Origin of the sequence: Brevibacterium sp. LE-L (assembly GCF_050214925.1) — a bacterium.
Taxonomy (GTDB): Bacteria; Actinomycetota; Actinomycetes; order Actinomycetales; family Brevibacteriaceae; genus Brevibacterium.
The window spans coordinates 1,261,389-1,286,786 of record NZ_CP189759.1 but is presented as its reverse complement, the minus strand read 5'-3'; the positions used below and the strand labels follow the sequence as shown (position 1 = coordinate 1,286,786).

The following is a 25,398-nucleotide window of genomic DNA, read 5'->3' as shown; positions in this document are numbered from 1 at the left end:
GCAGGATGGAAGACCGGCCGTTGGGCGGAGCCTTGCATGCTTGAGGGCGAACGACAGGCCGGAGTCTTGCAGGCTGGAGGCCCGACGGCCGCCAGAACCCTGCGAACTAAAGACTGCGGGGCCGGAGAGAAGTTCTCTCCGGCCCCGCGGCCGCGTGCATGCTTCAGCGTGGACCTCGCTTCGGCGTGGGCCTCGGCTCAGCCCGGCATCTGCTTCAGCGTGGGCTTCGGGTCAGCTGGTGATCTTGCGGCGGCGAACCACTGTGACCGCGGTGCCACCGGCGACGATGAGCGCGAGAGCCGCAGCGACGATGTTGAAGGTCTCGAAACCGGTGCGCGGAAGATCGCCGCCGTCCTTCGAACCGTTCGCATCCGAACCGGATCCGTCAGACGAACCGCCGTCGGATGAGGCGTTCGCATCGGCACCGTCGGCAGAGGACGAACCGTCCGAGCCGCCGGCCGCGCTGTCGCCGCCGTCAGCACCGCCGCCGTCAGCTGCGCCACCGTCGGCCGCGCCTCCGTCAGCACCGCCGTCGGCCGAACCGTCGTCACCGGCCGAGGCATTCGCATCATCGGACACCGCAGCGGTGGCCTCGTACTCATGTGCCAGCGGCAGCGGGTTGTCATCCCACCACGGGCCCTCAGCGTTCGCCTGCAGGCTGAGCTTGACTGTCACATCCCCCGAAGCATCCTGCGGAGCGGTTACGGTCACCGGAGTCTGCGACTCCCCCGCCGGGATCGACTTGAGCGTGATCGTCTTCGCGGCATTCGCGTCGGCCTTCACTTCGGGCGCCTTGGCCTCGGAGTCCTTCGCGGATGCCGACTCAGCCGAGAACTTCGGGGCCACCTCGGCGGTGTATCCCTTCGGCAGGTCGACGGTGACGTCGATCGGACCGGCGACCTCGGACTTCGCGTCAGTCTTCAGGACGAAGTCGGCGCTGGCTCCGGGCGCGATGGTCTTCGGACCGGTCAGCTCAGCGGTGAGATCACCGCTGTCGATGACGTCATCGGCCGCATCGGCCTGGCGTTCGTTCTTGTCGGGTGAGACCGGCGTGTTCTTCTCGAAGTAGTTCACCCAGGTGTCGAAGTCGGTGAGGCCCGACTGCTCGAACGTGCCCTCGGCGAAGGAGGTGAAATTGTCACCACCGGCGGCGAGGAAGCTCAGCGTCGCAACCCGGTAGTCCTTCTCCTCATCGATCGCCTCGCCGTTGACCTTGACCGACTTCACATGCTGACCACGGTCGGCTTCGGAGTCATAGACGACGTCGAGCTCATCGGAGATGCCCAGGTGGAGGAAGGAGTTGCGCGCACCCTCAGGCTGCCACTGCTCTTCGAAGAGCCCGATGACATCGGCACCCTTCATCGTCACGACGCCGTGGTCGTTGGCGAACGGCAGCACCTCGTTGAGTTCGGCGGCCGTGACTTCGCACTTCTCTTCGGTGTTGTAGATGTGATCGCAGAGCAGATCGGTGCGCAGACCGCCCGGATTCGTGATTCCGAAATCCGCCTCGTCCAGCTGCGAACCCTCCACACCGTCCTTGAGCGCATCGGCAACGAGGTTGCCCAGCGTCGACTCGCCGCCGCGGTTCTCGTTGCCGTCGGAGAAGGCACGAGTGATGTCTTCGGTGATCTTGCCGTGGACGACAGATCCCGGAACCTTGGCCGCTTCGTCCGCCTCGGCGACGATCCTCTCAACCTCGTCCACGACCGGGGAGTCATAGCTCTGGTCCTCGGTCTCGATGAGGTTGACCGCATCCGTCGACCAGTCGCCCTCGCCGTCGGAGGTGAGCTGGACCTGCCCGACGTGAGTGCCGTAGTTGCCGGCCTCGAGGACCGGGCGGGTCCGGTCGGCGTCGCCGGGAACCGGAGCTTCGAAGCTGTAGGGCAGATGAGTGTGGCCGGTGAACAGCACGTCGATCGACGCATCGGCCTCGGTGACGAGCTTCTTGAACTCCGCGTTCGAGGCCTTCGCATCCTCGAGGCTCTCCGTCGACGACGCGCCGAGGTGGGCCTCGACGACCGTCATATCCGGCTGTTCATCGGCCGGCAGGTCTTCGATGTCGTCGGCGACCCGATTGACTGCGTCCGTGGGATCGCCGAATTCGATGGCTTCGATGCCCCCGGGCGAGACGAGCGTTGCAGTCTCCTGCGTGACGACGCCGATGACGGCCACCTTGACCCCGTCGACGTCGACGATCGAGTATTCGTCGAGTCCGTCGACGACGTCCTCGGTGCCCTTGGCGTAGACGTTCGCGCCGAGGTAGGGGAAGTCCGCTCCCTCGACGACGCGTCCGGTGAGGTCTTCGACTCCGCGGTCGAACTCGTGATTGCCCACCGCCGATGCCTGCACGCCGATCGCGTTGAGGACATCGAGCGTGGGCTTGTCCTTGGCCGACGACGAGTTGTACGGGGAGGCACCGATGTTGTCACCGGCCGAGAGCATGCCGGTGCCGCCCTTGGAGTCGAACGCAGCGCGCTGCTCCTCGACGACGGACGCGACCTGGGTTCCGGCGTCGGAGATGCGTCCGTGGAAATCGGTGATGTTGAGCAGCTGCACCTGGGTGCCGGCCTCTGCCTCCTGCGCCGAGGAGGTGTCGTCGGTCGACGTCGGCTCGGCGGCGGATCTCGCCTCATCGTTCGCAGCATTCCCACCGTCTGCGGCGGGATCGGTCGGGTTCTGCTGGGACTCGTCGGTCGGGGAAGACGCGGCTGAGGAGGGCTGCCCCTCGCCGAGGCCGGGTGCGGCGGCGGCCGGAGACAGGCCGGGCAGCGTCAGCATCGACACCGCCGCGCCTGCAGCCAAGACCTTTGACACAAGTGTGGACATGTATTCAGTTCCTTATGAGTTTCATCGGGCGCACATCAACGGTGCCGCGGTGGGAGACATGCCCATCCTGCAGTGCCGATGCGAACGTGAGGTTACCTTGAGGCAAATCTACACAGGATTCTCACAACTGGGAAGAGGGTTTCTCTCATAATCACGACACGTGTCATGAGATTCGACGCGGTTTGCGGCACGGAAGTCGACCCATTCCCGGTCAGCGAATCCGGTCCGCGATGCCGGCTCCCGGTCGCGGTGCGGGCCTGTTCCCGGCCTCGGCGGGCCTATTCCCGGTCGCGGCGGGCCATGGTCTGCGCGGCGCGGGCCGCGTAGTCCTCCGGAGCGGGGTACCCGACTTCGGTGAGGACGAGGCCTTCGGCAGGTGTGACGAACATCGGCACATCCGGGGTCAGCCCCGCGTCCGCCTCGGCAATGAGTTCCGCGGGACGGGTCACCTCCCAGCTGCCGGAACCGACCTTGATCAGCCCTCCGACGAGCGCCCGGACCATGTGGTGACAGAAGGCATCGGCGCACAGGTCGATGGTGATCACCGCATCCTGATCGCGGACCACCCTGAGTTCATGGAGGGTGCGGATCGTCGTCGCGCCCTCGCGCGGTTTGCAGAAGGGCAGGAAGTCGTGGAGGCCGTGGACCTCACGCGCGGCCTCAGCCATGGCTTCGGTGTCGAGTTCGCCCTTGTGCCGAGGCGTCACCATGGTCAGCAGCGGGTCGATGAAGGACCTGTGATCGGCGAGTCGGTACTGGTAGGAGCGCCACAGCGCGGAGAATCGGGCGTCGAAGGCCTCGGGCACCTCGGCCACGGCGTGGATCACGATATCGAAGAACTCACCCGCGGCGAGGACTCCGCGCAATCGGGAGAGCAGAGCCGCCTCGGCGGAGCGGTTCGACCGACCGACGAGCTTGGCGATCGCGTCCTCGCCCAGGTCGATGTGGACGACCTGCCGCCGGGCGTGAACACCGGCGTCGGTGCGGCCGGCAACGACGGTGGCGACCTCGGTGCCGGTGACGCGTTCGAGCCCGGATTCGACTGCGGCCTGGACGGTGCGCAGCCCCGGCTGCTTCGCCCACCCGTGGAAATCCGTGCCGCGGTAGCCCAGATCGATGCGGAAGCGCGTCACGATCGCCTGCCCACCGACGATGAGTTCGCCGAGGCGGCGCCGCCGTCGTCGACGGCAGCCTCGGTGAAGGGTTCGCGGGCTTTGAAGACGTTGTTGAACAGGCGGGAGATCGGGCGCCGGCGCTGCTGGTGGTAGCGCTCGACATTCGTGTTGTAGAAGCGGGAAGCCGTGAGGATCCGTTCGGTGAGCACCTGCAGCTGATCGTGCAGGAGTTGGATCGTCGTATCGATCTCCTCGTTCGCCACCGCCTGCTGGGATCGGGCGAAGTCCGAGGTCAGCGACCTCTCCGTGAGCGCGGTGGGGATGAGCGCGGCCTCGTTGATCGCCTCGGTGAGGGCGTTCTCGGCGGCGGCACCGCGGTGGTCGAAGGGGGCGCGTTCCGCGGAGGCGAGCGCGAGTTCGAGGGTGGCCAGGTCGTGTCCGGCGATCTGCTGGAGGGTGCCGATATACGCGGGCACGAGTGCGTGGCGGGAGCGGATTTCACCGCCGAGCTGCCGTTTGGCTTCATCGCAGACCGACCGAGCCATCGACAGCTGGTTGAAACGCAGAACCGTGAGGACGACGAAGGCGATGACGAGAGCGGCGATGAGGCAGCCGCCGACGATGAACCAGATCACGGCCGCTCCTCTCGTCTGTCCCTCAACCTGTGCACGCACGCCGCGCACACCGCGTCGCGTCTGTCCGAGGCCTCAGTTTACGCGCGGTTCAGATTCGTCGCGAACAGGCCACCGCCTGGACCCCGCAGCGCCTCCGGCCGAGTGCGGATGTGCACGATTTCGGCCAGATGTCGCCGCCTTGTCGCTTTCGAGTCACGTATTCGTCACCGAGCGGGCCTTAGCTGGAAGCCGTGAGAGTAGCGATCATTGCAGAGTCCTTCCTCCCCAACATGAATGGGGTCACCCACTCACTCCTGCGGGTCCTCGACCACCTGGCCGACCGCGGCGACGAGGTCCTCGTCATCGCCCCGGGCACCCGCAGGGACGGCCCGAAGGAGGTCACCGGCGCCCGCATCGTCCGGGTCCCTTCGATCGCCTTGCCGAAGTACCGACGCGTCCGCGTCGCGCCCGGCGGCGTCACCCGCATCCGCCGCCTGCTCCAGCGCTTCTCCCCCGACGTCGTCCACCTGGCCAGCCCCTTCGTCCTCGGCTGGCGCGGAGTCCTCGCCGCGCAGGCGCTCAACCTCCCGACCGTTGCGATCTACCAGACCGAGGTCCCCGCCTACGCCGCGCGCTACGGCATGCACGGCATCGAAGCCATGCTGTGGAACCATGTCCGCAACATCCATCAGCATTCCTCCCTCACGCTCGCGCCGTCGAGTTACACGATCGACCAGTTGGAAGACCTCGGTGTCGCCGAGGTGGCCCTGTGGGCCCGTGGGGTCGATTCCTCCCGCTTCGACCCCGGTCACCGATCAGAGGCCTGGCGACGATCTGTGGCCCCGAACGGAGAGAAGATCATCGGGTTCGTCGGCCGGTTGGCCGCGGAGAAACAGGTCGAAGATCTTGCCGTGCTCACCGATGTGCCCGGTGCCAAGCTCGTCATCGTCGGTGATGGACCGTGGCGGACCCGGCTGGAGCGGTCACTGCCGCGAGCTCACTTCACCGGCTTCCTCGGCGGGGAGGCCCTGGCACAGGCGGTCGCGAGCTTCGATCTCATGGTCGCCCCGGGTGAGCTCGAGACCTTCTGCCAGACGATCCAGGAGGCCATGGCCTCGGAGGTTCCCGTCATCGCCCCGGCCCGAGGCGGCCCGCTCGACCTCGTCGACTCGTCGCGCACCGGCTGGCTCTACACGCCGAAGGATCTTGGTGCCATGCGCGGGCATGTCGTCGACCTGCTCGGCGACGAGGCGAAACGTCGGGCCTTCGGGGCGGCCGGGCGTGAGCAGGTGCTCTCACGCAGTTGGAAGAGTGTGTGCTCGCAGCTCGTGGGCCACTACTCGCGGGCGATCGAGAATCCGGCTCCGCAGGTGCTCGGCCGCGGGTTCAGTTCGATGGTCGGCACCGGCCTCGCGAATCCTCTCCCCAACTAGGAGAGCTCTGCTGCTGAGCACCCGACGCGCGACATCTGCCGCCGCGACTACCGTTGATCCGCGAGGCTCGCGGTCCAATCGTCGACGGTGAGCACGCGCGCCTGTTTCGGGAACACCTTCTCGGTGAGCACCCGGTGGACTTCCGGGTCACGGTCGGCACAGGCATCGGAGAGCACGGTGAGTTCGAAGTCGAGGTCGGCGGCCTGACGCACCGTCGAGAGCACGACCCCGCTGGTCGCCACTCCGGCCAGCACGAGCGACCTGGCCCCGTACCCGCGCAGCAGCACCTCGAGGTCGCTGCCGGTGAAGGCGCTGATGCGGCGCTTCGTCACGATCGGCTCGCCCTGGTGACGGCCGAGGGTTTCGTGGATGCTCGTCGAAGCATGCGTTTCGACGACGTCGCCGTGAGCGGCGATCTGTGCGAACGAGGACGTCGCCGCCAGCTCCGGGTGCCCGTCCCGCAAAGCCACCCGCACCCACACGACGGGGATGCCGTGCTCACGGGCCGCCGCTACGGCATCACGAGCGCGTTCGAGGACACCGGTGGAGGCGAAGGCGTCGTCTCCGGCGATGCCGTTCTGAAAATCCATCGCCACGAGGACGGTGTCATCGGTGCCGGTCATCATGTCTCCTTCGGTTCGAGGGGATCGTAGGCTTCCCTCCGCCGAGGCTACTCCACACCCCCGATGGTCCGCTGAGTTCGAGCGCGGACAGTCCGAGTGGTCTCAGTCGACGATGCCGCGGGCGTCGAGGGCCCTCCCGGTGTCCTGCGCGTATTTGACCGACCGCAGGATCGCCGGCACCACTCGCGCCTTGATGCTCGAGTCCAATCCCCTGGCGCGGGCTGCCCGTTCGGCCTCTCCGAGCAGCCCGGAGATGTGCGAGATCGCCCGCACCATGAGACTCGCGGTCAGAGCGATCGCCTCGGTGTTCGCACCGAAGAACCGCAGCGGAGCGACGATGACGGCGAAGGTGTCGAGCAGCTGCGCGACCGAAGTCGTCAGCGTCAGCAGCAGGGCGGCCTGCACACAGGAGAACACCGTGCCGCCGACGGCCAGACCCGACTGCAGCGACCCGAAGAGATACTGCAGCCCCATGACGATCGTCACGAGCACGACGACATAGAGCCAGGTGCGCAGGAAGTACGTCAGCCGCAGACGAGCGGTGAACCCGACGAAGACGAGGACTGCGAACATCGACCAGTTGATGATCGGATCACGGAAGATCAGCGCCACGATGCCGATGACCGCAATGAGTGAGAGCTTCACCCCGGTCGGCACCGCATGCAGCCACCCTCGGGTCGCCGCAACTCTGCCGAAGAGCTGCGGACGTGGTCTGATGCCGGCATTCTTCCGCCAGGTCGTACAGGCACCGTCGGCACCGGTGCGGGCGTCGTCGGCGTGCGCACCCGCCTGGGGGACCTCATTCATGGCGTATCGCTCATGATCATCTGACGGTAGGCGGCGACCGCCTCGGCGGGGGCGGCATCGGCGGCGATGCGGCCGTCCTCGACGACGAGGGCACGTTGGGCGATCTGCGCGAACTCGAGGTCGTGGGTGGTGAGGATGATGCGCACCCCGCGACGGGCGACGAGGTCCTGCAGATGCACGCGCAGCTTCTCCCTGTTGCGCAGGTCGAGCAGGGTCGTGGGTTCGTCGAGCACGAGGATCTGCGGGTCGACGGCGAGCACCGCGGCCAAGGCCACGAGTTGCCGCTGTCCGCCGGAGAGTTCATAGACGCTGCGCTCGGCGAGGTCGGCGATGCCGAGTTCGCCGAGCACGGCCAGGGCCGCGTCCCGCCGCCTGCCCTTCGGCACGGACTTGCGCAGGGAGAGTTCGATGTCTTCGATCGGGGTCGGCATGACGAGCTGCGCGGCCGGGTCGGTGAAGACGAACCCCACCCGCGATCGCACCTTCGCCGGATGCCGATACGGGTCGATTCCGTCGATGAGGACCTGCCCCGCATTCGCGGTGACCAGACCATTGACCAGCTGCAGCAGAGTCGACTTCCCCGAACCGTTCGCTCCGATCACGGCCACGACATCCTCGGTGAGGGTGAAGCTGACGTTCTGGAGGATCGGTCGCACGACGTCGCCGTCGGGGCCCTCGTCGAGGACCCCGACGCCGACATCGCTGAAGCTGATCTCCCGGGTCACTTGACGCCCGGTTCCCGCTCCGCCGCCGAGGCGGCCGCACCGTTGAGGTGCGCACCCGCGGCTGAGTCGACGCCCGCACCGACGAGCGAATCCATGCTCACGCCGCGACGGCGCAGCACATCGGGGAATGCCCGATGGATGAGGACGGCCACCGAGGCGGCGAGGATGTTCTTGATGATGTCACCGGGCCAGTAGGCGAGGTCGGCGACGGCGGCGACGCGAAGCGGCAGATCCGCGTTGATCGACATGCCGAGGATGCCCAGCGGGTGGTTGAGCAGGAGGCTGGCGGCGAATCCGCCGAGGAACAGGGCGATGCCGAGCCTCATCCCCCGGAAGCGACGCACGGCCCAGCGGGCGACGAGCCCGGCGGCCAGGGCGTAGAGAGTGAAGGAGAGGATGTAGCCGGCGCTCGGTCCGGCGAGCACACCGATGCCGCCGTTCATGCCGGAGAAGATCGGCAGCCCGAGCAGGCCGAGGACCACATAGAGCAGGGTCGCGGCCGCTCCCCGCCAGGGTCCGAGCACCATTCCGCACAGGGCGATGGCGAAGGTCTGCAGCGTGATCGGCACACCGGCGGGCCCGACCGGGACCGGGGGCATCATCGCAAAGGCCGCGAGCATAGCGGCGAAGACGGCGATGAGCGCGATGTTGCCGGCACGACCGGCCGAACGAGGACGGGTGATGCCCGCCGAGGCGGTGCTGTGGGCCTGAGACATGAGTACTCCGTTGTTCGTGTTCCACCCGGAGCGCAGCGGGTCTGCATCCGGAAATACCCGAGGCGACCCCAGGTTCCCCACCACTGTAACTGAACAGTGTTCAGGGGCGGAATCCGGGGGTCCTCAAGGTTGCCTCGGCGATGCCTCCACCGTTCGCGTGATCCCCTGTTCAGGTCCCAGGCTTCCCTGCGACGATCACACGATCGGTGGGCCGACGATCATTCCCATTCGATGGTGCCCGGGGGCTTCGAGGTGACGTCGAGGACGACGCGGTTGATGTCGTCGACCTCGTTGGTGATGCGGTTGGAGATCACGGAGAGCACATCGTAGGGGATGCGCGTCCAGTCCGCGGTCATCGCGTCCTCGCTCGAGACCGGGCGCAGCACGACGGGGTGGCCGTAAGTGCGGCCGTCTCCCTGGACGCCGACGGAGCGGACATCGGCCAGGAGGACGACCGGGCACTGCCAGATCTCCCCGTCAAGGCCCGCCTTCGTCAGCTCGGCGCGGGCGATGGCATCGGCCCTGCGGAGGATGGCCAGACGCTCCTCGGTGACTTCGCCGATGATGCGGATGCCCAGGCCCGGTCCGGGGAAGGGCTGGCGAGAGACGATGACCTCGGGCACGCCGAGTTCGCGGCCGATGGCGCGCACCTCGTCCTTGAACAGGGCACGCAGGGGTTCGATGAGCTGGAACTGGATGTCGTCGGGCAGGCCGCCGACATTGTGGTGGCTCTTGATGTTCGCGGTCCCCGATCCGCCGCCGGACTCGACGACGTCGGGGTAGAGGGTGCCCTGGACGAGGAAGGCGATGTCCTCACCCTCACCCTCCTGGGCTTCGAGCACGAGGTCCGCGGCGGCGTTCTCGAACGTGCGGATGAACTCGCGGCCGATGATCTTGCGCTTCTCCTCCGGGTCGGTGACTCCGGCGAGCTGGGAGAGGAACTGCTCACGCGCATCGACGGTGACCAGGCGGACGCCGATCGAGTCGACGTAGTCCTGCTCGACCTGTTTCCTCTCGTCCTCACGCAGCAGACCGTGGTCGACGAAGACGCAGGTGAGCTGGTCGCCGATGGCCTTGTGGACGAGGGCGGCGGCCACGGAGGAGTCGACGCCTCCGGACAGACCGCAGATGACCTTCTTGTCGCCGACGCGGGCGCGGATGAGTTCGACCTGTTCGTCGATGACCGAGGCGTTCGTCCAGTCGGCTTCGAGACCGGCGACGTTGAAGAGGAAGTTCTCGAGGATCTTCTGCCCGTTCTCCGAATGGAGGACCTCGGGGTGCCACTGCACACCGGCGAACCGCTTCTCCGGGCACTCGAAGGCGGCCACGGGGGTGTCCGGGGTGGACGCGAGCACGTCGAAGCCGGCAGGCGCCTCGGCGACGGAGTCCCCATGGGACATCCAGACCTTGTAGGAGCCCGGAGTCTCGGCCAGCAGCGACCCCGTGTCGGTCACCGACAGTGGGGTCGAGCCGTATTCGCGCTTATCGGTCTTCGCCACGCGACCGCCGAGGCTGGTCGACATGAGCTGGAACCCGTAGCAGATGCCCATGGTCGGGATGCCGAGGTCGAACACCGAGGTGTCGAAGCTCGGGGCACCTTCGTCGTTGACGCTCGACGGTCCCCCGGAGAGCACGATGGCCAAAGGGTTCTTCGCGGCGAACTCGGACGCCGGAGCGTCATGGGCGATGATCTCTGAGTACAGGCCCGCTTCGCGGATGCGGCGCGCGATGAGCTGGGCATACTGGGCACCGAAATCGACGACGAGGACAGGGGGCACCTGCGTGCTCTGGGTTTGCGTCATGCTCCAATTCTAAGCGCCGGCGAGGCGACACCCGAATTCGGGGTTTCGCGCGCCCTTCAGCTCTTGGGAGCGACGACGACGGCGGCTTCGAGTTCCGCGTCGACCTGGCGGTGGATACGACGTTCGAGGATGAACGACATCACGGGCACGACGCCGGCGAGCGCGAGGATGAGGTAACGGCCGAGGCTCCAGCGCATCTGCTGGTTGAGCCAGAAGCAGCCGATGAGGTAGACGACGTAGCACCAGCCGTGGCAGATCGCGATGGCCGCGGCGAGGTTGAAGCCGCCGAAGTTCAGGGCCGTGGCCGAGTCCGCGGCGATGAGGTACTTGTAGATCATCTCGACCGTGAGGATGAGCAGCATCGTACCGGTGATGAATGCCATCACCCGGTAGAACTTCAGCGCATTGCGCGCCGAGGTGAAGCGTTTGACGCTCCACACGTTCGACTCATCGAAGTCGGGGCGGGAGTCCAAGGACTCGTGTTCTTCGCTCACGCTCAGTTTCCTCCGGTCGTGCGGGTATCGGTGTTGCTGGTGTCTGCGGTCGTGCTCGTATCGGTGGCCGATCCGGGCTTCTTCCCCGGCTTCTTCCCCGGTTTCTTCCCGGGCTTCTTCCCGCCGTGGCGGTGGGCCGGCAGTCCGGTCAGGCCCGACATCACCTCGGGGTCGATGGCCGAGGAGCCGGCGGGCTTGACGACAACATACTCGACCCGGTTCTCCGGATCCTGAGAATCCTCGCCGAGGCGGCGCCGGACGAAGTCGTCGCGCAGCAGCTGGAACCACATGTAGAGGGCCATGGCGGCGAAGATGATCCATTCGATGGCGTACACCGCCGACTGCAGATCGAATCCGCCCTCATCGCGGGTCGTCGTGGTCGGGACCTGGGCGAGCCCATCGGTGCCCACCGAGGCGGCCGCCCCGTCGGCCTTCTCGGGAATGAGGAAGCCGGAATAGGTGAGCAGATCGGGGAACATGTTGATGATCTGTGAGGTCGAGACCGTGCGCACCTGCCCCTCGGGCAGGTCGTTGCCGGGTTCCGGCCCTTCGATCGGACCGATCCGGGCGGTGAGTTCGACATCGCCCGGCTTCGCACGCGAGGACATGGCGGCATCCTCGTCGGTGGTGAATCCGCGGACGACCGGAATCGCGATCGTCTTCTCATCGGCGCCTGCGGCGCTGACGCCCTCGCCGAGGTGGGCGTCGTCGGGGGCGAACATCGTGACCACCCAGTACCCGGACTCATCGTCCTGCATGCGGCCGGGGACGACGACCTGGGCGTCGGGGATCCAGTGGCCGGTCAGGCTGACCCGCTGGTCGGCGAGGATGCCGGGCATCGGGGCCTGGGCATCCATCACCTCGTTGAAGTCCTTGACCTCGTCGATGCCGGCGGAGTCCGCGACCTCGTTCTTGTGCTGGGCCCGGTCGACCTGCCATGCGGAGAGACCGACGAAGCAGGTGACGAGCACCAGGACGAGGAGCAGGGACCCCAACCATTTGGGGGTCAGAGCCAGGCGGAACAGTTCAGACCACCGAGCCAGTCTGGTAGGGCGAGACGGTGACGTCGACGCGCTGGAATTCCTTGAGGTCGAGGTAGCCGGTGGTGGCCAGAGCGCGGCGCAGGGCACCGGCGAGGTTGAGTTCGCCGATCGCGGTGCGGCCGGGCCCGAAGAGCACCTGCTCGAGGCTGCCGACGGTGCCGAGTTCGACCCGGTGACCGCGCGGCAGGTCCGGGTGGTGGGCTTCGGCACCCCAGTGCATGCCGCGCCCAGGAGCCTCGGTGGCTCGGGCCAGAGCGGTGCCGAGCATGACGGCATCGGCGCCGACGCCGAAGGCCTTGACGATCTCACCGCTGGTGCCCAGCCCGCCGTCGGCGATGACGTGGACGTAGCGTCCGCCGGATTCGTCCATGTAGTCGCGGCGGGCGGCATGGACGTCGGCGACAGCGGTGGCCATCGGGGCGTGGATGCCCAGGGTCTTGCGGGTCGTGGCCGCCGCTCCCCCGCCGAAGCCGACGAGGACGCCGGCGGCACCGGTGCGCATGAGGTGCAGGGCCGCGGTGTAGGTGGCGGCACCGCCGACGATGACGGGCACATCGAGTTCGTAGATGAACTGCTTGAGGTTGAGCGGTTCGGTGTGGGTCGAGACGTGCTCGGCCGACACCGTGGTGCCGCGGATGACGAAGATGTCGACACCGGCATCGACGACGGTCTTGTAGAACTCCTGCGTCCGCTGCGGGGTGAGCGCTCCGGCGACGGTGACTCCGGCCTCACGGATCTGCTCGAGGCGGGCGGTGATGAGTTCGGCCTGGATGGGTGCGGAGTAGAGCTCCTGCATCCGAGAGGTCGCCATTTCGCTGGGCAGCTGGGCGATCTCGGCCAGCAGCGGGGTGGGATCCTCGTACCGGGTCCACAGTCCCTCGAGGTCGAGCACACCGAGTCCGCCGAACTTGCCCAGGGCGATGACGGTCTCCGGCGACATCGCCGAATCCATGGGGGCGCCGATGAAGGGCAGGTCGAACTGGTAGGCATCGATCTGCCAGCTCAGAGACACGTCTTCGGGGTCGCGGGTGCGCCGAGCGGGGACGATGGCGATGTCGTCGAGCGAATAGGCGCGACGGCCGCGCTTGCCTTTGCCGATTTCGATTTCAGAACTCACGCCAACAGCCTATCCCACCACCCTCTGCGCCAGGTCTCAGCCCACTATGAGGAACGCAGCGTCTCCCTCCCAGAACTACCTGACGACGGCTCAGCAACCTCGCGCCAAGTTGCTGGGCCGCCGTCAGGATCCTTCTATGTCTGTCAAGCGGCTTGGCCGATCGAGTTCGTGGCCTCGAGAATGCGATACACAGAACGGGCCAAGTGACGCTTCATGCACCGGATGGTCTCCTTCTTCGTCTTCCCCTCGCCAAGCCGTTTAGCCATGTATGCCTGGGACCTCTTCTGGTGAGAAAGCCGCGTGATGGCCACCATGTACAACGCAGAATTCAACCGACGATCACCACTGCGATTAAGCCGGAACCTCACCACATTCCCCGACGACGCCGGTATCGGGCTGACCCCCGCCAGCTTCGCAAACGCAGCCTCTGAACGCACCCGCCCAGGATGCGACCACGCCAGGTAGAACACAGCCGCGGTGATCGGACCAATCCCCGGCTCAGCCAGCAACACCGCAGCCGGGCTGTCCTTGACCAAAGCTTCGATCCGGGTGGCGTAGTCCTTGATATCGGCATCGACTTCGACGACGCGTTTGGCTAACCGAATCGCTTCCCGACGAGCCTCGGTAAGTGCCACAGACTCGTTCCTGATCCGCCACTTCGCAACCGCGTGGATCTTGACGACCGACAGTTTCCGACGCGCATCCATACCGAGGTCATGAGTACGCAACAGCGCGGTGAGCGCATTGACAGTCCGGGTCTTCTCCCGGGTCATGGACTCCCGCGCCTTGACCAGGATCTGCAGTCCCTGACGCGGCCCATCAGCCTGCCGGGGGAACCGCAGCCGCGACTCATCCATCGACAGGACCGTGCCAGCGATCCGTCGGGCATCGATCCGGTCATCCTTGCCCGTGGCATGCCGGTCACGAGCATTCATGCTGGCGGCCTCGGCGACTGTGTACCCGTTGTCGGCAACATGGTCGGCAAGGATCGCCCCGTAAGTGCCGATACCCTCGATCACCCACAGGGTGTCGAGGTCCCCGCCGGTACGGCGACCGGCCCACAGCAGCGCCCGTTTCAGGCCAGCTTTCGTGGTCGGGAATGCAGCAGTGTCGACGTGCTCACCAGTGTTGGTGAGGACACTGTAGACGTGGTTCTTCGCGTGGGTGTCGACGCCAACGACAAACGCGTATAAATGCGAGATGATAGTCATGACGGTTCGTGATTCTCCTGTGTCAGAACGGATGAGGTCCGACCGTCGAACGGTCGGCTCCGGTCCGGGAGATAGTCACGTCGAAACACTACTGTGATGAGTCACGTTCGGTCAGGAACGGACAACCTTCTGATCAAGTTATCGATGTGGGCCGAGCCGGTGCCGACCGCCCACCGATCATCAGACAGATCCCGACGAGGACATCGTTCGAGTCAGTAGTTCTGCGGGTCATGATGATCGATGGGACGGTCAGTTCCTACTCTGCCAGCCAGTCCCAGACCAGCCACTATCAATACTCACAGTAGTTCTGGGAGGGAGGTGGGCGGCGGCGACGTCCTCAGCGGCAGCGACGAAGGCCCGCACATGCGGCAGGTGCGCCTCCCGGTCGCGCACATGCATGACGACCCGACGCATCGGCACGGGATCGGTGAGGTCGACGGCGACGAGCCCCGGCGGCAGCTGCAGGGTCGACAGCCCCGGCAGCACCGTGATCGCCAGATTCGACGCGACGAGGGCGAGCGCGGCGAAGTCGTCCTCGCAGGCTGCGAAGCTCTTGCGTTCGAAACCGGCCGCCGCGCACGCATGATCGACGACCTTGCTCGACGGACCCGCCCACATGTCATAGTCGACCCAATGCTGGTCTTCGAGATCCTTGAACGGCACTGTCGCCAGCTCCGCGAATTCGTGCCGCTCGGAGACCACAACCCGGTAGTCATCGTCGAAGAGCGGAATCCGCGTCATCTCCGGCAGCCGGGTCTCCCCGCCCTGCGGGACCTCGGCCCGGATCTCGATGAGGCAGTGACTGCGCCGATTCTTCGCCGGTTCGTTGAGCTGGATGTCGAAGCGCAGGTTCGGGTGGTCGCGGGCGACGGATTCGATGATCCCAGGCAGCAGCCGAGCATTGAACGAGGTGAATGCGGCGATCCGCAGTCGGGGACGGCTGACGTTGCGGAAATTCTCGACGAGGTCGTCCAGTCTGGCCACCGAGGTGAACACCTCCCCGGACTCCTCGGCCAGCCGCCGACCGAACTCGGTGATCTCGATGCCGCGGCCCGACCGCCGATACAGGGGTGCGACGACGGACTTCTGCAGGGTCGTGATGTGCTGGCTGACCGTCGCCGGCGTGTAGTTGAGGTTCTTCGCGGCCGCGACCACAGACCCGGTGGCCACGACCGCGCGCCAGATCCGGAGCCGGTTGAGATCCCACATACGTGCATCGTAGCCGGAAACCATTCGGTATCGCCTGATGTTCGTTCACGATCAATTGCTTTTCCCGATTGTTGGCACCCCCGACAATGGAGACGTGCCCCAGGAGATGCGTCTCCCCACCCGCGGGGCTCGCTTCACCCCACTGCATCAGGAGGACAGCCGTGACCGGACCCGAGATCCTCACCATCACCGGCGCCGCCGCCGCGTTGGCGGTCACGCCCGGACCCGAGACGATCCTCACGATCCGCCTGTCGTCCCTGCGGCGGAAGGCCGGACTGGTCTATGCCCTCGGCACGGCCACGGGAACCGTGATCTGGATGGCCCTCGCGCTGACCGGAGTCTCCGCCCTGCTCACCGTCTACCCCGCCGCGGTCCAGGTGCTCAAGATCGGCGGCGGGCTCTACCTCTGCTTCCTCGGATTCCTCGCCGGCCGGCAGGCGCTGCGCCTGCGTCGCGAACTGCATGCGGACTCGGCGACCTCCGAGTCCACAGCCGACCAGACGGACCCACCCGAATCGCCCCTCGACGGCCCGGTCAGCGAGATCGCCACCGCCGTGGAGTCGACCGCCTGGGGTCACCTGCGCTCGTTCGTGTCCTATCGCCGCGGCATCATCTCCTCGCTGAGCAACCCGAAGGTCGGCCTGTTCTTCCTCGCGATCCTGCCCACCCTCGTGCCCGCGTCGCCGAGCGGAGTCGACTATGCGGTGCTCATCGCCCTCATCGTCGGCGTGCTGCTGGCCTATCAGCTCGTGCTCGCGTGCATGGCGAGCCTGGCCGCCTCGGCGATGGCGCACCGCAGCGCCGACTTCTTCATCGAGGCGGCCTCGACCCTCATCCTGTTCGTCATCGGCATCGCTGTCATCGCAATCCCGATCTGAGTGGCCATCCCCGGTCGTCGGAACGGCGCATTCCCTGCGGCCCGGCTCAGAATTCCAGGGGCAGATTGTCGATGAGGTGCGTGCCGCCGACATCCACCGACACGAGCAGCAGGGCCGATCCCCGAAAGTCGTCGGGGCAGGGCCGCAGTGTCGCCGCCTCGACGAGGCTGAGGTAGATGATCTCGAGCATCCCGCGCTCGGTCGCCGATTCGAGGACGGCACGGGCCGCCGATTCGACGGCGCCGGGCAGTCCCCCAGCACCCGTCGACGAACCCGCCGCCACCTCGGCGGCGGTGTCGAGGGCCCGCGGAATCGCCAGGGCACGGTCGCGGTCGACCCCGGAGAGGTATTCGTTGCGACTCGACATCGCCAGCCCGTCATCGTCGCGGATGACGGGCAGACCGATGAGCTCGATATCGAAGTCGAGGTCGGCGATCATCCTCTTGACCAGCACGAACTGCTGGATGTCCTTGAGCCCGAACACCGTGACATCGGGGTCGATGAGGTTGAACAGCTTCGCCACGACCGTGAGCACTCCGTCGAAGTGACCGGGCCTGGCCTCACCTTCGAACACCGCGCCCATGCGCCCGGCGACGACGCGGACTTCGGGCGCGGAAGGATACATCTCGGCCAGGGCAGGAGCGAAGACGAAGTCGACCCCGGCCTCCTCGCACTTGCTCAGATCGGCCTCAATCGGGCGCGGGTACTGGACGAAGTCCTCATCGGCGCCGAACTGCAGCGGATTGACGAAGATCGAGGTCACGACCAGGTCGGATTCGGCCCGGGCGCGGGCCATGAGCGCCTGATGACCCGAGTGGAGGGCGCCCATCGTCGGCACGAGGCCGATGCGCCCGGTCTGCTCGGACCGCCACCGACGCAGCGCCTGGATGCCTCCGACCTCCATCAGTCGAAGCCCCTCTCCGGTTCGGGGAAGATCCCGGACCGGACTTCGTCGACATAGGTTCCGACCGCCTCGGTGAGCACGGAATGCAGGTCGGCATAGCGCTTGACGAAGCGCGGGGCCCGCCCCGTACTCAGCCCGGCCATGTCCTGCCACACGAGCACCTGCGCGTCGCAGTCGGCGCCCGCTCCGATGCCGATGGTCGGGATCGTGAGTTCGGCGGTGACCTGCCCGGCCAGGGCGGACGGGACCATCTCCATGACCACGGAGAACGCTCCGGCAGCGGCGACCGCGCGGGAGTCGTCGAGAAGCGCCGAGCCCGCCTCCCCGCGACCTTGGACCTTGTATCCGCCGAGGTTGTGCTCGGCCTGCGGGGTGAAGCCGATGTGCGCCATGACAGGGATGCCCGCCGCCGTGATCGCCGCGATCCGCGAGGCCATGCGCGCCCCGCCTTCGAGTTTGACCGCGTGGACTCCGGCTTCCTTCATGAACCGCACAGCCGTGGCCACGGCCTGTTCGTCGGAGATCTCATAGCTGCCGAAGGGCAGGTCGGCGACGATGAGTGCGCGCGTCGTCGCCGAGGCGACTGCACGAGCCAGGGGAATGAGCTCGTCGACGGTCACCGGCAGGGTCGTGGCGTGGCCGTAGACGTTGTTCGCCGCGGAATCGCCGACCAGCAGCGCCTCGACGCCGGCCTGCTCGAACAATGCAGCCGTGTACTGGTCGTAACTGGTCAGCATCGCCCACCGCCGGCCCGCGGACTTGGCTCTGATGAGATCGAGAGTGCGGATTCGCCGAGGCGGGGCCGCGGGAGCGCCGCTTCGCCCGGTTCCCGACGGGGTCGACTGACCTCCGTACGGAGCCGGTTCCTCGGCGGATGATGTGGACGATTGCTGGTTCGGGTGTGCCGCGTCGGGCATGAGGATCCTTCGGATATGCGATGTCGTCGGTGCGGGCGCGGGCGGGTCGAGCCCGAAGCTCCGGTGAGGAGCCTCGGTCACTCTCACGGGGCGACCACCGCAGTGCACATCGGCTCGGATTGCGAGCCCGACCACAGCCTAGGCCATCCCCTGCCCCACGGCTATCACAAGCCCCCGGCAACAGCACCTCCACGCAGAACTCGGCCCGCTCCGCCGCCCGCGACACGACCGGCACGGAGTTGTGCATTGACCAGCGACGGGATTAAGCTCAAATCTGCGCAAACAATTAAACGCACAAGTGCGCAAAACATGTCGGGCGGTGTCTCGCGCTCCTCGCGCACCCGCAGCCCACCACAGCGAAGGACGATGATGACTACGACAGCCTCGATCGAACTCACCCTCAAGGACATCTCCGCCACGGGGGCCAACGACGACATGTGTTCGACGGAGCTGCTCGATGCCCCGTGGGACGTCGACGAACGCCCCGGCTACGGTCCCGGCGCCTCGCTGGCCGACACGATCCCGGCCGCCGCCCCACGTCAGGGTGAGATCCCCGAGGAATACAAGCAGGCCTCCGCCGAAGAGCTCGATGACCGCATCCGCAGGGCCAAGGAGAGCCTCGGCGATCGCGTCGTTCTGCTCGGCCACCACTATCAGCGGGTCGAGGTCGTCGAGCACGCCGACTACATCGGCGACTCGTTCATGCTCGCCCGGGCCGCGCAGAACCATCCGGAGGCCGAGGCGATCGTCTTCTGCGGCGTCCACTTCATGGCCGAGACCGCCGACCTGCTCTCGCAGCCGAACCAGTCGGTCATCCTGCCCAACCTCGCCGCCGGCTGCTCGATGGCGGACATGGCCTCGATCGATCAGGTCGAGGACTGCTGGGAACAGCTCGCCGAGGTCTTCGGCACCGAACCCGATGAGCACGGCCGCGTCCCGGTCGTCCCCGTCACCTACATGAATTCCTCGGCCGCGATCAAAGGTTTCTGCGGCTGCAACGGCGGCATCGTGTGCACCTCGTCGAACGCCGAGGTGGTGCTCGAGTGGGCGTTCGAACGCGGGCAGCGCGTCCTGTTCTTCCCCGACCAGCACCTCGGCCGCAACACCGCCGTGAACATGGGCATCGGTCTTGATGAGATGCCGCTGTGGAATCCGGCCCGTCCGCTGGGCAACAATGACGAGCAGACGCTCACCGACGCCCGCGTCATCCTCTGGCAGGGCTTCTGCTCCGTGCACAAGCGCTTCACTCCCGCCCAGATCGACAAGGCTCGGAACGAGCACCCGGATGTCCGCGTCATCGTCCACCCCGAATGCCCGCGCGAGACCGTGGCCGCCGCCGATGAGTCCGGGTCGACCGCGTACATCACGAAGGCCATCGCCGAGGCGACCGAACCGACGACATTCGCCATCGGCACCGAGATCAACCTCGTCCAGCGGCTGGCCGCCGAGCACCCGCAGCATACGATCTTCTGCCTCGATCCCGTCATCTGCCCGTGCTCGACGATGTATCGCATCCACCCCGGCTACATCGCCTGGGTGCTCGAATCGCTCATCGCCGGACGGGTCGTCAACCAGATCTCCGTCGACGCCGAGGTGGCCGATCCCGCCCGTGTGTCCCTGGAGCGGATGCTCGCCGCGAAGCCGCGGATCTGATGAGCCGCGTCATCATCGCCGGCTCCGGGATCGCCGGTCTCACCTGCGCCCTGCGTCTGGCCGGCCGCCACGAGGTCACCGTGGTCACGAAGGGCAGCCTCGGTGAGTCGAACACCGCGTGGGCGCAGGGCGGGATCGCCGGGGTCGTCGGCCCCGATGACACCGTCGCCTCCCATGTGGCCGATACGCTCACCGCCGGTGCCGGGCACTGCATCGACGAGGCCGTCGAGGTGCTGTGCTCCTCCGGTGCCGATGCGCTGTTCACTCTCGCGGCCGCCGGTGTCGAGTTCGACCGGGACGAGACCGGAGCCTGGGCGCGCGGCATGGAAGGCGCCCATTCCTTCGCCCGCATCTTCCACGCCGGCGGGGACGCCACCGGCCGTGAGATCGCCTCCGCGCTCACGGCCGCCACCCGCGCCGAGGCGGCCGCCGGGCGGCTCCGCCTGCTCGAAGACACCATGCTCGTCGACATCTCCACGACCGGCGAGCGCGAGGGCTGCCCCATCCGCGCCTCCGGAATCACCGTGCTTCGGGACGGACGTCTCGAACGACTGAGCGCCGATGCCGTCGTACTCGCCACCGGCGGTGCCGGGCAGCTCTTCGCCCACACGACGAACCCGGATGCGGCGACCGGTGACGGCCTGGCCGCAGCCCTCCGTGCCGGCGCCGAGGCCCGTGACCTCGAGTTCTTCCAGTTCCATCCCACCGCTCTGGCCGGTCCCGGGTTCCTCATCTCCGAAGCCGTCCGCGGCGCCGGTGCCCTCCTCCTCGACGAGCAGGCCCGCCGGTTCATGCCGGAGATCGACAAGCGGGCCGAGCTCGCCTCCCGTGATGTCGTCGCCCTCGCCCTGCACCGACGGTCGGCCGCTCAGCACGGTCGGCCCTGCGTCCTCGATGCCCGGGCCGTCTCCGAGGCGGCCGCCCGGTTCCCGAGCATCACCGCCGGCCTCGCCGCTCATGGTCTCGATCTGTCCCGAGACCTCATTCCGGTCACCCCGGCCGCTCACTACTTCATGGGCGGGGTGAGCGCCGATCTCGAGGGACGAACGACCATCGCGGGCCTCTTCGCCGTGGGCGAGGTCGCCTGCACCGGGGTCCACGGCGCGAACCGCCTGGCCTCGAACTCGCTGCTCGAAGGTGCGGTCTTCGGCGCTCGCACGGCCGATGCGATCGACACGGATCGCCCGAACGCCGTCGGGTCCGCAGAACACCGGCCCGGCCTCCCCCGCCTCGCCGGCCTCACCCGCCCCGAGTTGCAGGCTCTGACCTGGGATCATCTGGGAGTGGAGCGCACCGCGGCCGGTCTGCGCACCCTGCTCGGCCGCCTCGGCGAGGTCTCTCCGGACCGGGCCGGCACGGTGGACCGCGAGCACGAAGTGGTCGCCCCCGGAGCGGAGATCACCGCCGATCCGCGCCGGCACACCACGATCGTCGAGCGCATCGAAACCGCGAATCTCACTCTCATCGCCGAGCACATGGCTCATCATGCGCTGGCCCGTGACCGCAGCCTCGGGGCGCATACTCGCACCGATGCCCCGCTCTCGAGCCCGCCACCCGAAGGCACCCGGCCCACCGGTGCCGCCACAGACCCGACCCCGCCCCGCCTGCTTGAGGAGGCCGCCGCATGCTGACCGCCGCGACCATCGATTCCGCGCTCCGCCTCGCCCTGAATGAGGACGCCCCCTGGGGCGACATCACCGGGGAGGCCTTCATCCCGGCCGGCGCCGCGGCGCGGGCCGATCTGCGGGCACGCGAGGACGGGGTGCTCGCCGGCATCGACGTCTTCGCCCGCGCCTTCACCCTCGTCGATCCGTCCGTCGCGATCGACCTGCACGCCGCCGATGGTGACGCCTTCACGGCCGGTGAGGTGCTCGCCACGGTCTCCGGCCCCGCCAGAGCGGTGCTGCAGGCCGAGCGGATCGCCCTGAACTTCTGCCAACGGATGAGCGGAATCGCGTCTGTCACCAGGCGCTTCGTCGATGCCGCCGATGGTCGGGCGCGGATCGTCGACACCCGCAAGACCACTCCAGGCCTGCGGGCTTTCGAGAAGCATGCGGTGGTCTGCGGCGGCGGGCACAACCACCGGTTCGGGCTCTCCGATGCGGTCATGGCCAAGGACAATCATCTCGCCGTCCTCACCGGCGAGGGACTCAGCGTCGCCGAGGCGATTCGACAGGCCCGCACCCGCCTGCCGCACACGACGAGGATCGAGGTCGAGGTCGACCGCCTCGACCAGGTGCCCGCGGTGCTCGAAGGTGAGGCGGACATCATCATGCTCGACAACTTCACCCCGGCCCAGCTGCGCGAGGGAGTCGAACTCATCAGCGGCCGCGCCGTCGTCGAGGCCAGCGGCAACGTCACTCTCGACACGATCCCTGAGATCGCCGCCACCGGGGTCGACGTCATCTCATCCGGGGCGCTGACGCACAGTGTCCGCTCGATCGATCTCGGTCTCGACCTCGTGCTGACGAATCCTGCGGGGAACTGAGATGAGCCGACGCCTCTACCTCGACACCGCGGCCGCGGCTCCCGTGCGGCGGGAGGCCCTCGAGGCAGCCTGGCCGTACCTGGCCGGTGCCTTCGGCAACCCGTCGAGCCACCACGAATTCGGGCGCGGGCCCGCCGAGGCCCTCGCCGATGCCCGGTCCCGCGTCGCCGCGGTCCTGGGGATGCGGGCCACCGACATCACCTTCACCAGCGGCGGCACGGAAGCGGACAATCTCGCGATCCTCGGCATCGCCCTCGGCGCACAGACGCAGGGCCAGTCGGACGGGACCCCACGGCCGCCTCGGCGACATATCGTCACCTCGGCGATCGAGCACGAGGCGGTGCTCGCCTCGGCGGAGTTCCTCTCTCGCGTCCACGGCTTCACCATCACCGAGGTGGACCTGCACCCCGATGGGACCGTGACGCCCGAGGCCCTGGCCGAGTCCATCCGCCCGGACACCACGCTGGTGAGCCTCGGCTACGCGAACAACGAGATCGGAACGGTCGCTGACATCCCGGCTCTCGCCGCGGCCGCGCACGAGGCGGGTGCCCGTTTCCACACGGATGCGGTGCAGGCCGCCGGGTGGCTGCCGCTGTCCGGACTCGGCGTCGATGCGCTCACGCTGGCCGGGCACAAGGTCGGGGCGCCGAAGGGCATCGGAGTGGCCGCGATCCGCGCCCGCGTTCCCGTCGAACCGCTCATCCACGGCGGCGGGCAGGAGGCGGGACGCCGTTCGGGCACGGAGAACGTGGCCCTTGCCGTCGCCTTCGCCACCGCCTTCGAACTCGCCGAGGCGGAGCGGACCGAAGCCGCCGCCCGTGTCCGAGCCATCCGCGATGAGTTCATCGCCGCGATCCTGGCAGCGGTTCCGGGCGCCTTCCTCACCGGCAGTCCGGACGCACGGACACCGAACCACGCGTCGTTCTGCTTCTCGAACACCTCCGGGGAGGCCGTCCTCCTCGAACTCGAGCGCCTCGGTGTCACGGCATCGAGCGGATCGGCCTGCGCGGTCGGGTCCGATGAGGCCTCGCATGTGCTCACTGCGCTGGGCATCGAGGCCGACGTCGCGCAGACCAGCGTCCGCTTCACCTTCCCATCGACCATCACAGCGGACCAGGGTCGGGCCGCTGCCCTGGCTGTCGCAGAAGCCGCCGAGAGCCTCGCCGTCAGCTACACGTGATTGTGTCCACTCTCACACTCACCAGGCGAGACGCCCCTATCATTATCTGCTCGTCGGGGAGAAAATAGGATCACGCATTCGTACCGGGTGTGAGGGGGCCACCATGGATCTGCTGATTCTATTCATGATTGCCGTGATGTTCTCGACGATCGTGTTCTTCATCGGGCGATACGCCTGCCCGAGACATGATCGCGTCCCTCTCATGGAGGTCGACCACGTGCTCCTGTGGACCACGCTGCGCCGCGGATGGCATGCGCTCGGGTCGTTCGGACCGATCACCCATTACCCTGAGGATCCTTCGGGTTCGGCTCGCGCCTGAGTTGTCGCTCGCGCCTGCCGCTGATCGACAGGACTGTCCCTGTTGTTAGAGTGACAGGGTGACGTCCTCCTCTCCGAATCCGCGCCGGTCCCCGATGGGCGAGTTCGCTGCGCTCGTGTTCGCGGTCGTCTCGGTCCTCGTGTTCATCGGTTTCGCCGTCTGGTTCTGGGTTCAGGCTCCGGACACCGTCGCGAGCCACTTCGATTCCTCGGGACAGCCCGACGACTGGTCGTCGAAGGCGGGCACGCTGGGCTGGCTCGTGCCGATCGGCGTCGGTCTTCCCCTGCTCTTTTCGAGCCGCTGGATCTGGGAGAAGCTTCCGAGTTCCATCATCAACATCCCGTTCAAGGACTACTGGTTGAACAGCGGCGAGCACACCTACCTCTATGACTGCCTCATGCAGTTCATGCGCATCACCGGCGGCGCCCTGGCACTGCTGCTGACGTCGGTGCTTGTGATGATCATGCGCGAAGGGCGCGGGGCGACGATGCCGACGGGGATGACGTTCATTCCCACAGGCGTCTTCCTCATCATCACCGCCGCGGCTCTCATCAACCTCGTCCGCCGGCTCAGCCCGCCGAGGTGAGCCCGCCCTGCGGCAGGAAGACGGAGGCGTCCCAGTTCTGCATCGCGTGTGCCGAGGCCCAGAAGTGCAGTTCGTAGACACATGCCTGTTCGAACGCCGCCCGCATCCGTGCCGCCTCCTCGTCCGGGGCCTTCGCGAGTTCCTGTTCGAGGATGACCACGGCATGACGGGTCGATTCGTCGAACTCCGGTGAGTCATAGGTCTGCACCCAGGTCCGGTACGGGTGGTCATCGGCCATCTGACCGGCCTGCTCGACGAGCACCTTGCCCATGTGGGCGTATACCCAGAAGCACGGCAGCACTCCGGCGACGCCTTCGCCGTAGGAGCGGCTGGCGGCCGTGGCGATGAGGAACGAGACGTAGCCGAGCGCCGTCGGTGAGGCCTTGGCGCCCGCGCTGCCGCCGGTGAGTTCAGCATGTGCGGCCGCCAGTCGCGAATCGGCGAGCAGCTCTTCGTGCATGCCTTCCTCGACCGTGATCGCCTCGGCTGCCGAGCCGGCCCAGAAGCGTGACTCGTCGCGGTCGACGGTCTTTGCGGCGAGGAAGGACATCGCCTTCGCGTAGCCGTTGAGGTAGATGCCGTCCTGGATGATGTAGTTCGTGAACGCCGTGACGTCGAGGCTGCCGTCGGCGAGCTGGGCGAGGAACGGCAGGTCTTCGATCTGTTCGATGATGGGGCGGACACGGTCCCAGAGCTGAGCGGTCTGGGGTCCGGCAGAGAAATCGACGGTCATGGGAA

24 protein-coding genes are annotated in these 25,398 nt (G+C 67.2%); 8 read left to right on the top strand and 16 right to left on the bottom strand.

What is annotated here, in order from left to right:
• Positions 1-231: 231 nt before the first annotated feature.
• The 3 genes from ACQE2J_RS05770 to ACQE2J_RS05760 form a co-directional block, all read right to left on the bottom strand.
• Positions 232-2,826, bottom strand: coding sequence for a bifunctional metallophosphatase/5'-nucleotidase (locus ACQE2J_RS05770; protein WP_135540248.1), 2,595 nt, complete (start codon positions 2,824-2,826; stop codon positions 232-234).
• Positions 2,827-3,104: 278 nt separating this feature from the next.
• Entirely contained in the window at positions 3,105-3,959 is an 855-nt protein-coding gene (gene truA, locus ACQE2J_RS05765) for a tRNA pseudouridine(38-40) synthase TruA (protein ID WP_135540250.1), read from the bottom strand.
• Positions 3,956-4,576: a LemA family protein gene (locus ACQE2J_RS05760; RefSeq protein WP_135540252.1), complete on the bottom strand. Its 621-nt coding sequence runs from the start codon at positions 4,574-4,576 to the stop codon at positions 3,956-3,958. The genes truA and ACQE2J_RS05760 overlap by 4 nt, the downstream gene beginning before the upstream one ends.
• A 230-nt stretch (positions 4,577-4,806) precedes the next feature.
• Here ACQE2J_RS05760 and ACQE2J_RS05755 point away from each other — a divergent pair, with 230 nt between their 5' ends.
• The gene (locus ACQE2J_RS05755; protein ID WP_240689859.1) at positions 4,807-5,988 is read left to right on the top strand and encodes a glycosyltransferase family 4 protein; all 1,182 of its coding nucleotides are present in this window, start codon (positions 4,807-4,809) and stop codon (positions 5,986-5,988) included.
• 47 nt (positions 5,989-6,035) lie between these two features.
• On the opposite strand, the gene ACQE2J_RS05750 is transcribed toward ACQE2J_RS05755, so the two are convergent.
• The 10 genes from ACQE2J_RS05750 to ACQE2J_RS05705 form a co-directional block, all read right to left on the bottom strand.
• Complete coding sequence (locus ACQE2J_RS05750; protein WP_240689861.1) at positions 6,036-6,614, bottom strand: cysteine hydrolase family protein; 579 nt, start codon at positions 6,612-6,614, stop codon at positions 6,036-6,038.
• Between the two features lie 99 nt (positions 6,615-6,713).
• Entirely contained in the window at positions 6,714-7,418 is a 705-nt protein-coding gene (locus ACQE2J_RS05745) for an energy-coupling factor transporter transmembrane component T family protein (RefSeq protein ID WP_426937299.1), read from the bottom strand.
• Entirely contained in the window at positions 7,415-8,143 is a 729-nt protein-coding gene (locus ACQE2J_RS05740; protein ID WP_135540254.1) for an energy-coupling factor ABC transporter ATP-binding protein, read from the bottom strand. The genes ACQE2J_RS05745 and ACQE2J_RS05740 overlap by 4 nt, the downstream gene beginning before the upstream one ends.
• Positions 8,140-8,859 (bottom strand): biotin transporter BioY, encoded by a 720-nt coding sequence (locus ACQE2J_RS05735; protein ID WP_135540256.1) that lies wholly within the window; start codon positions 8,857-8,859, stop codon positions 8,140-8,142. The genes ACQE2J_RS05740 and ACQE2J_RS05735 overlap by 4 nt, the downstream gene beginning before the upstream one ends.
• Before the next feature lie 218 nt (positions 8,860-9,077).
• Positions 9,078-10,661: a glutamine-hydrolyzing GMP synthase gene (gene guaA, locus ACQE2J_RS05730; protein ID WP_135540257.1), complete on the bottom strand. Its 1,584-nt coding sequence runs from the start codon at positions 10,659-10,661 to the stop codon at positions 9,078-9,080.
• A gap of 56 nt (positions 10,662-10,717) precedes the next feature.
• Positions 10,718-11,155 (bottom strand): DUF3817 domain-containing protein, encoded by a 438-nt coding sequence (locus ACQE2J_RS05725; RefSeq protein ID WP_135540259.1) that lies wholly within the window; start codon positions 11,153-11,155, stop codon positions 10,718-10,720.
• Positions 11,156-11,157: 2 nt separating this feature from the next.
• Entirely contained in the window at positions 11,158-12,150 is a 993-nt protein-coding gene (locus tag ACQE2J_RS05720; RefSeq protein ID WP_135540261.1) for an SURF1 family protein, read from the bottom strand.
• Between the two features lie 31 nt (positions 12,151-12,181).
• Positions 12,182-13,315, bottom strand: a complete 1,134-nt coding sequence (locus ACQE2J_RS05715) for a GuaB3 family IMP dehydrogenase-related protein (protein WP_135540263.1) — start codon at positions 13,313-13,315, stop codon at positions 12,182-12,184.
• Positions 13,316-13,458: 143 nt separating this feature from the next.
• Entirely contained in the window at positions 13,459-14,526 is a 1,068-nt protein-coding gene (locus tag ACQE2J_RS05710; RefSeq protein WP_426937298.1) for an IS110 family transposase, read from the bottom strand.
• Between the two features lie 249 nt (positions 14,527-14,775).
• Positions 14,776-15,735, bottom strand: a complete 960-nt coding sequence (locus ACQE2J_RS05705) for a LysR family transcriptional regulator (RefSeq protein WP_426937297.1) — start codon at positions 15,733-15,735, stop codon at positions 14,776-14,778.
• 161 nt (positions 15,736-15,896) lie between these two features.
• Here ACQE2J_RS05705 and ACQE2J_RS05700 point away from each other — a divergent pair, with 161 nt between their 5' ends.
• A complete protein-coding gene (locus ACQE2J_RS05700) occupies positions 15,897-16,613 on the top strand; it encodes a LysE family translocator (protein WP_240689864.1) in 717 nt (238 codons plus the stop codon).
• Positions 16,614-16,659: 46 nt separating this feature from the next.
• Here the strand turns inward: ACQE2J_RS05700 and panC are convergent, their stop codons facing one another.
• Positions 16,660-17,517, bottom strand: coding sequence for a pantoate--beta-alanine ligase (gene panC / locus ACQE2J_RS05695; protein ID WP_135540272.1), 858 nt, complete (start codon positions 17,515-17,517; stop codon positions 16,660-16,662).
• Positions 17,517-18,434: a 3-methyl-2-oxobutanoate hydroxymethyltransferase gene (panB, locus tag ACQE2J_RS05690; protein WP_135540274.1), complete on the bottom strand. Its 918-nt coding sequence runs from the start codon at positions 18,432-18,434 to the stop codon at positions 17,517-17,519. The genes panC and panB overlap by 1 nt, the downstream gene beginning before the upstream one ends.
• A gap of 369 nt (positions 18,435-18,803) precedes the next feature.
• On the opposite strand from panB, the gene nadA reads away from it, so the two are divergent.
• From nadA to ACQE2J_RS05660, 6 genes are all read left to right on the top strand, one after another.
• The gene (gene nadA, locus ACQE2J_RS05685) at positions 18,804-20,087 is read left to right on the top strand and encodes a quinolinate synthase NadA (protein WP_426937497.1); all 1,284 of its coding nucleotides are present in this window, start codon (positions 18,804-18,806) and stop codon (positions 20,085-20,087) included.
• Entirely contained in the window at positions 20,087-21,718 is a 1,632-nt protein-coding gene (gene nadB, locus ACQE2J_RS05680) for an L-aspartate oxidase (protein ID WP_426937296.1), read from the top strand. The genes nadA and nadB overlap by 1 nt, the downstream gene beginning before the upstream one ends.
• A complete protein-coding gene (nadC, locus tag ACQE2J_RS05675; protein WP_426937295.1) occupies positions 21,712-22,575 on the top strand; it encodes a carboxylating nicotinate-nucleotide diphosphorylase in 864 nt (287 codons plus the stop codon). Before nadB ends, nadC begins: the two co-directional genes overlap by 7 nt.
• A 1-nt stretch (position 22,576) precedes the next feature.
• Entirely contained in the window at positions 22,577-23,755 is a 1,179-nt protein-coding gene (locus ACQE2J_RS05670) for a cysteine desulfurase family protein (RefSeq protein ID WP_135540283.1), read from the top strand.
• 103 nt (positions 23,756-23,858) lie between these two features.
• On the top strand, positions 23,859-24,074 hold the full coding sequence (locus ACQE2J_RS05665) for a hypothetical protein (RefSeq protein ID WP_135540285.1): 216 nt from the start codon (positions 23,859-23,861) through the stop codon (positions 24,072-24,074).
• A 58-nt stretch (positions 24,075-24,132) separates the two neighbouring features.
• Positions 24,133-24,660: a DUF1648 domain-containing protein gene (locus ACQE2J_RS05660; RefSeq protein WP_240689867.1), complete on the top strand. Its 528-nt coding sequence runs from the start codon at positions 24,133-24,135 to the stop codon at positions 24,658-24,660.
• Here the strand turns inward: ACQE2J_RS05660 and ACQE2J_RS05655 are convergent.
• The gene (locus ACQE2J_RS05655) at positions 24,644-25,393 is read right to left on the bottom strand and encodes a TenA family protein (RefSeq protein WP_135540288.1); all 750 of its coding nucleotides are present in this window, start codon (positions 25,391-25,393) and stop codon (positions 24,644-24,646) included. The genes ACQE2J_RS05660 and ACQE2J_RS05655 overlap by 17 nt on opposite strands.
• Positions 25,394-25,398: the final 5 nt, after the last annotated feature.

What these genes read in the sequence shown, in the direction of transcription:
- ACQE2J_RS05770 (WP_135540248.1), bottom strand. Translation starts at nt 2,826, where the DNA reads ATGTCCACACTTGTGTCAAAGGTCTTGGCTGCAGGCGCGGCGGTGTCG.
- ACQE2J_RS05750 (WP_240689861.1), bottom strand. Translation starts at nt 6,614, where the DNA reads ATGATGACCGGCACCGATGACACCGTCCTCGTGGCGATGGATTTTCAG.
- ACQE2J_RS05745 (WP_426937299.1), bottom strand. Translation starts at nt 7,418, where the DNA reads ATGAATGAGGTCCCCCAGGCGGGTGCGCACGCCGACGACGCCCGCACC.
- ACQE2J_RS05735 (WP_135540256.1), bottom strand. Translation starts at nt 8,859, where the DNA reads ATGTCTCAGGCCCACAGCACCGCCTCGGCGGGCATCACCCGTCCTCGT.
- guaA (WP_135540257.1), bottom strand. Translation starts at nt 10,661, where the DNA reads ATGACGCAAACCCAGAGCACGCAGGTGCCCCCTGTCCTCGTCGTCGAT.
- ACQE2J_RS05710 (WP_426937298.1), bottom strand. Translation starts at nt 14,526, where the DNA reads ATGACTATCATCTCGCATTTATACGCGTTTGTCGTTGGCGTCGACACC.
- ACQE2J_RS05705 (WP_426937297.1), bottom strand. Translation starts at nt 15,735, where the DNA reads ATGTGGGATCTCAACCGGCTCCGGATCTGGCGCGCGGTCGTGGCCACC.
- panC (WP_135540272.1), bottom strand. Translation starts at nt 17,517, where the DNA reads ATGGAGGTCGGAGGCATCCAGGCGCTGCGTCGGTGGCGGTCCGAGCAG.
- panB (WP_135540274.1), bottom strand. Translation starts at nt 18,434, where the DNA reads ATGCCCGACGCGGCACACCCGAACCAGCAATCGTCCACATCATCCGCC.
- nadA (WP_426937497.1), top strand. Translation starts at nt 18,804, where the DNA reads ATGACTACGACAGCCTCGATCGAACTCACCCTCAAGGACATCTCCGCC.
- nadB (WP_426937296.1), top strand. Translation starts at nt 20,087, where the DNA reads ATGAGCCGCGTCATCATCGCCGGCTCCGGGATCGCCGGTCTCACCTGC.
- nadC (WP_426937295.1), top strand. Translation starts at nt 21,712, where the DNA reads ATGCTGACCGCCGCGACCATCGATTCCGCGCTCCGCCTCGCCCTGAAT.
- ACQE2J_RS05670 (WP_135540283.1), top strand. Translation starts at nt 22,577, where the DNA reads ATGAGCCGACGCCTCTACCTCGACACCGCGGCCGCGGCTCCCGTGCGG.
- ACQE2J_RS05665 (WP_135540285.1), top strand. Translation starts at nt 23,859, where the DNA reads ATGGATCTGCTGATTCTATTCATGATTGCCGTGATGTTCTCGACGATC.
- ACQE2J_RS05655 (WP_135540288.1), bottom strand. Translation starts at nt 25,393, where the DNA reads ATGACCGTCGATTTCTCTGCCGGACCCCAGACCGCTCAGCTCTGGGAC.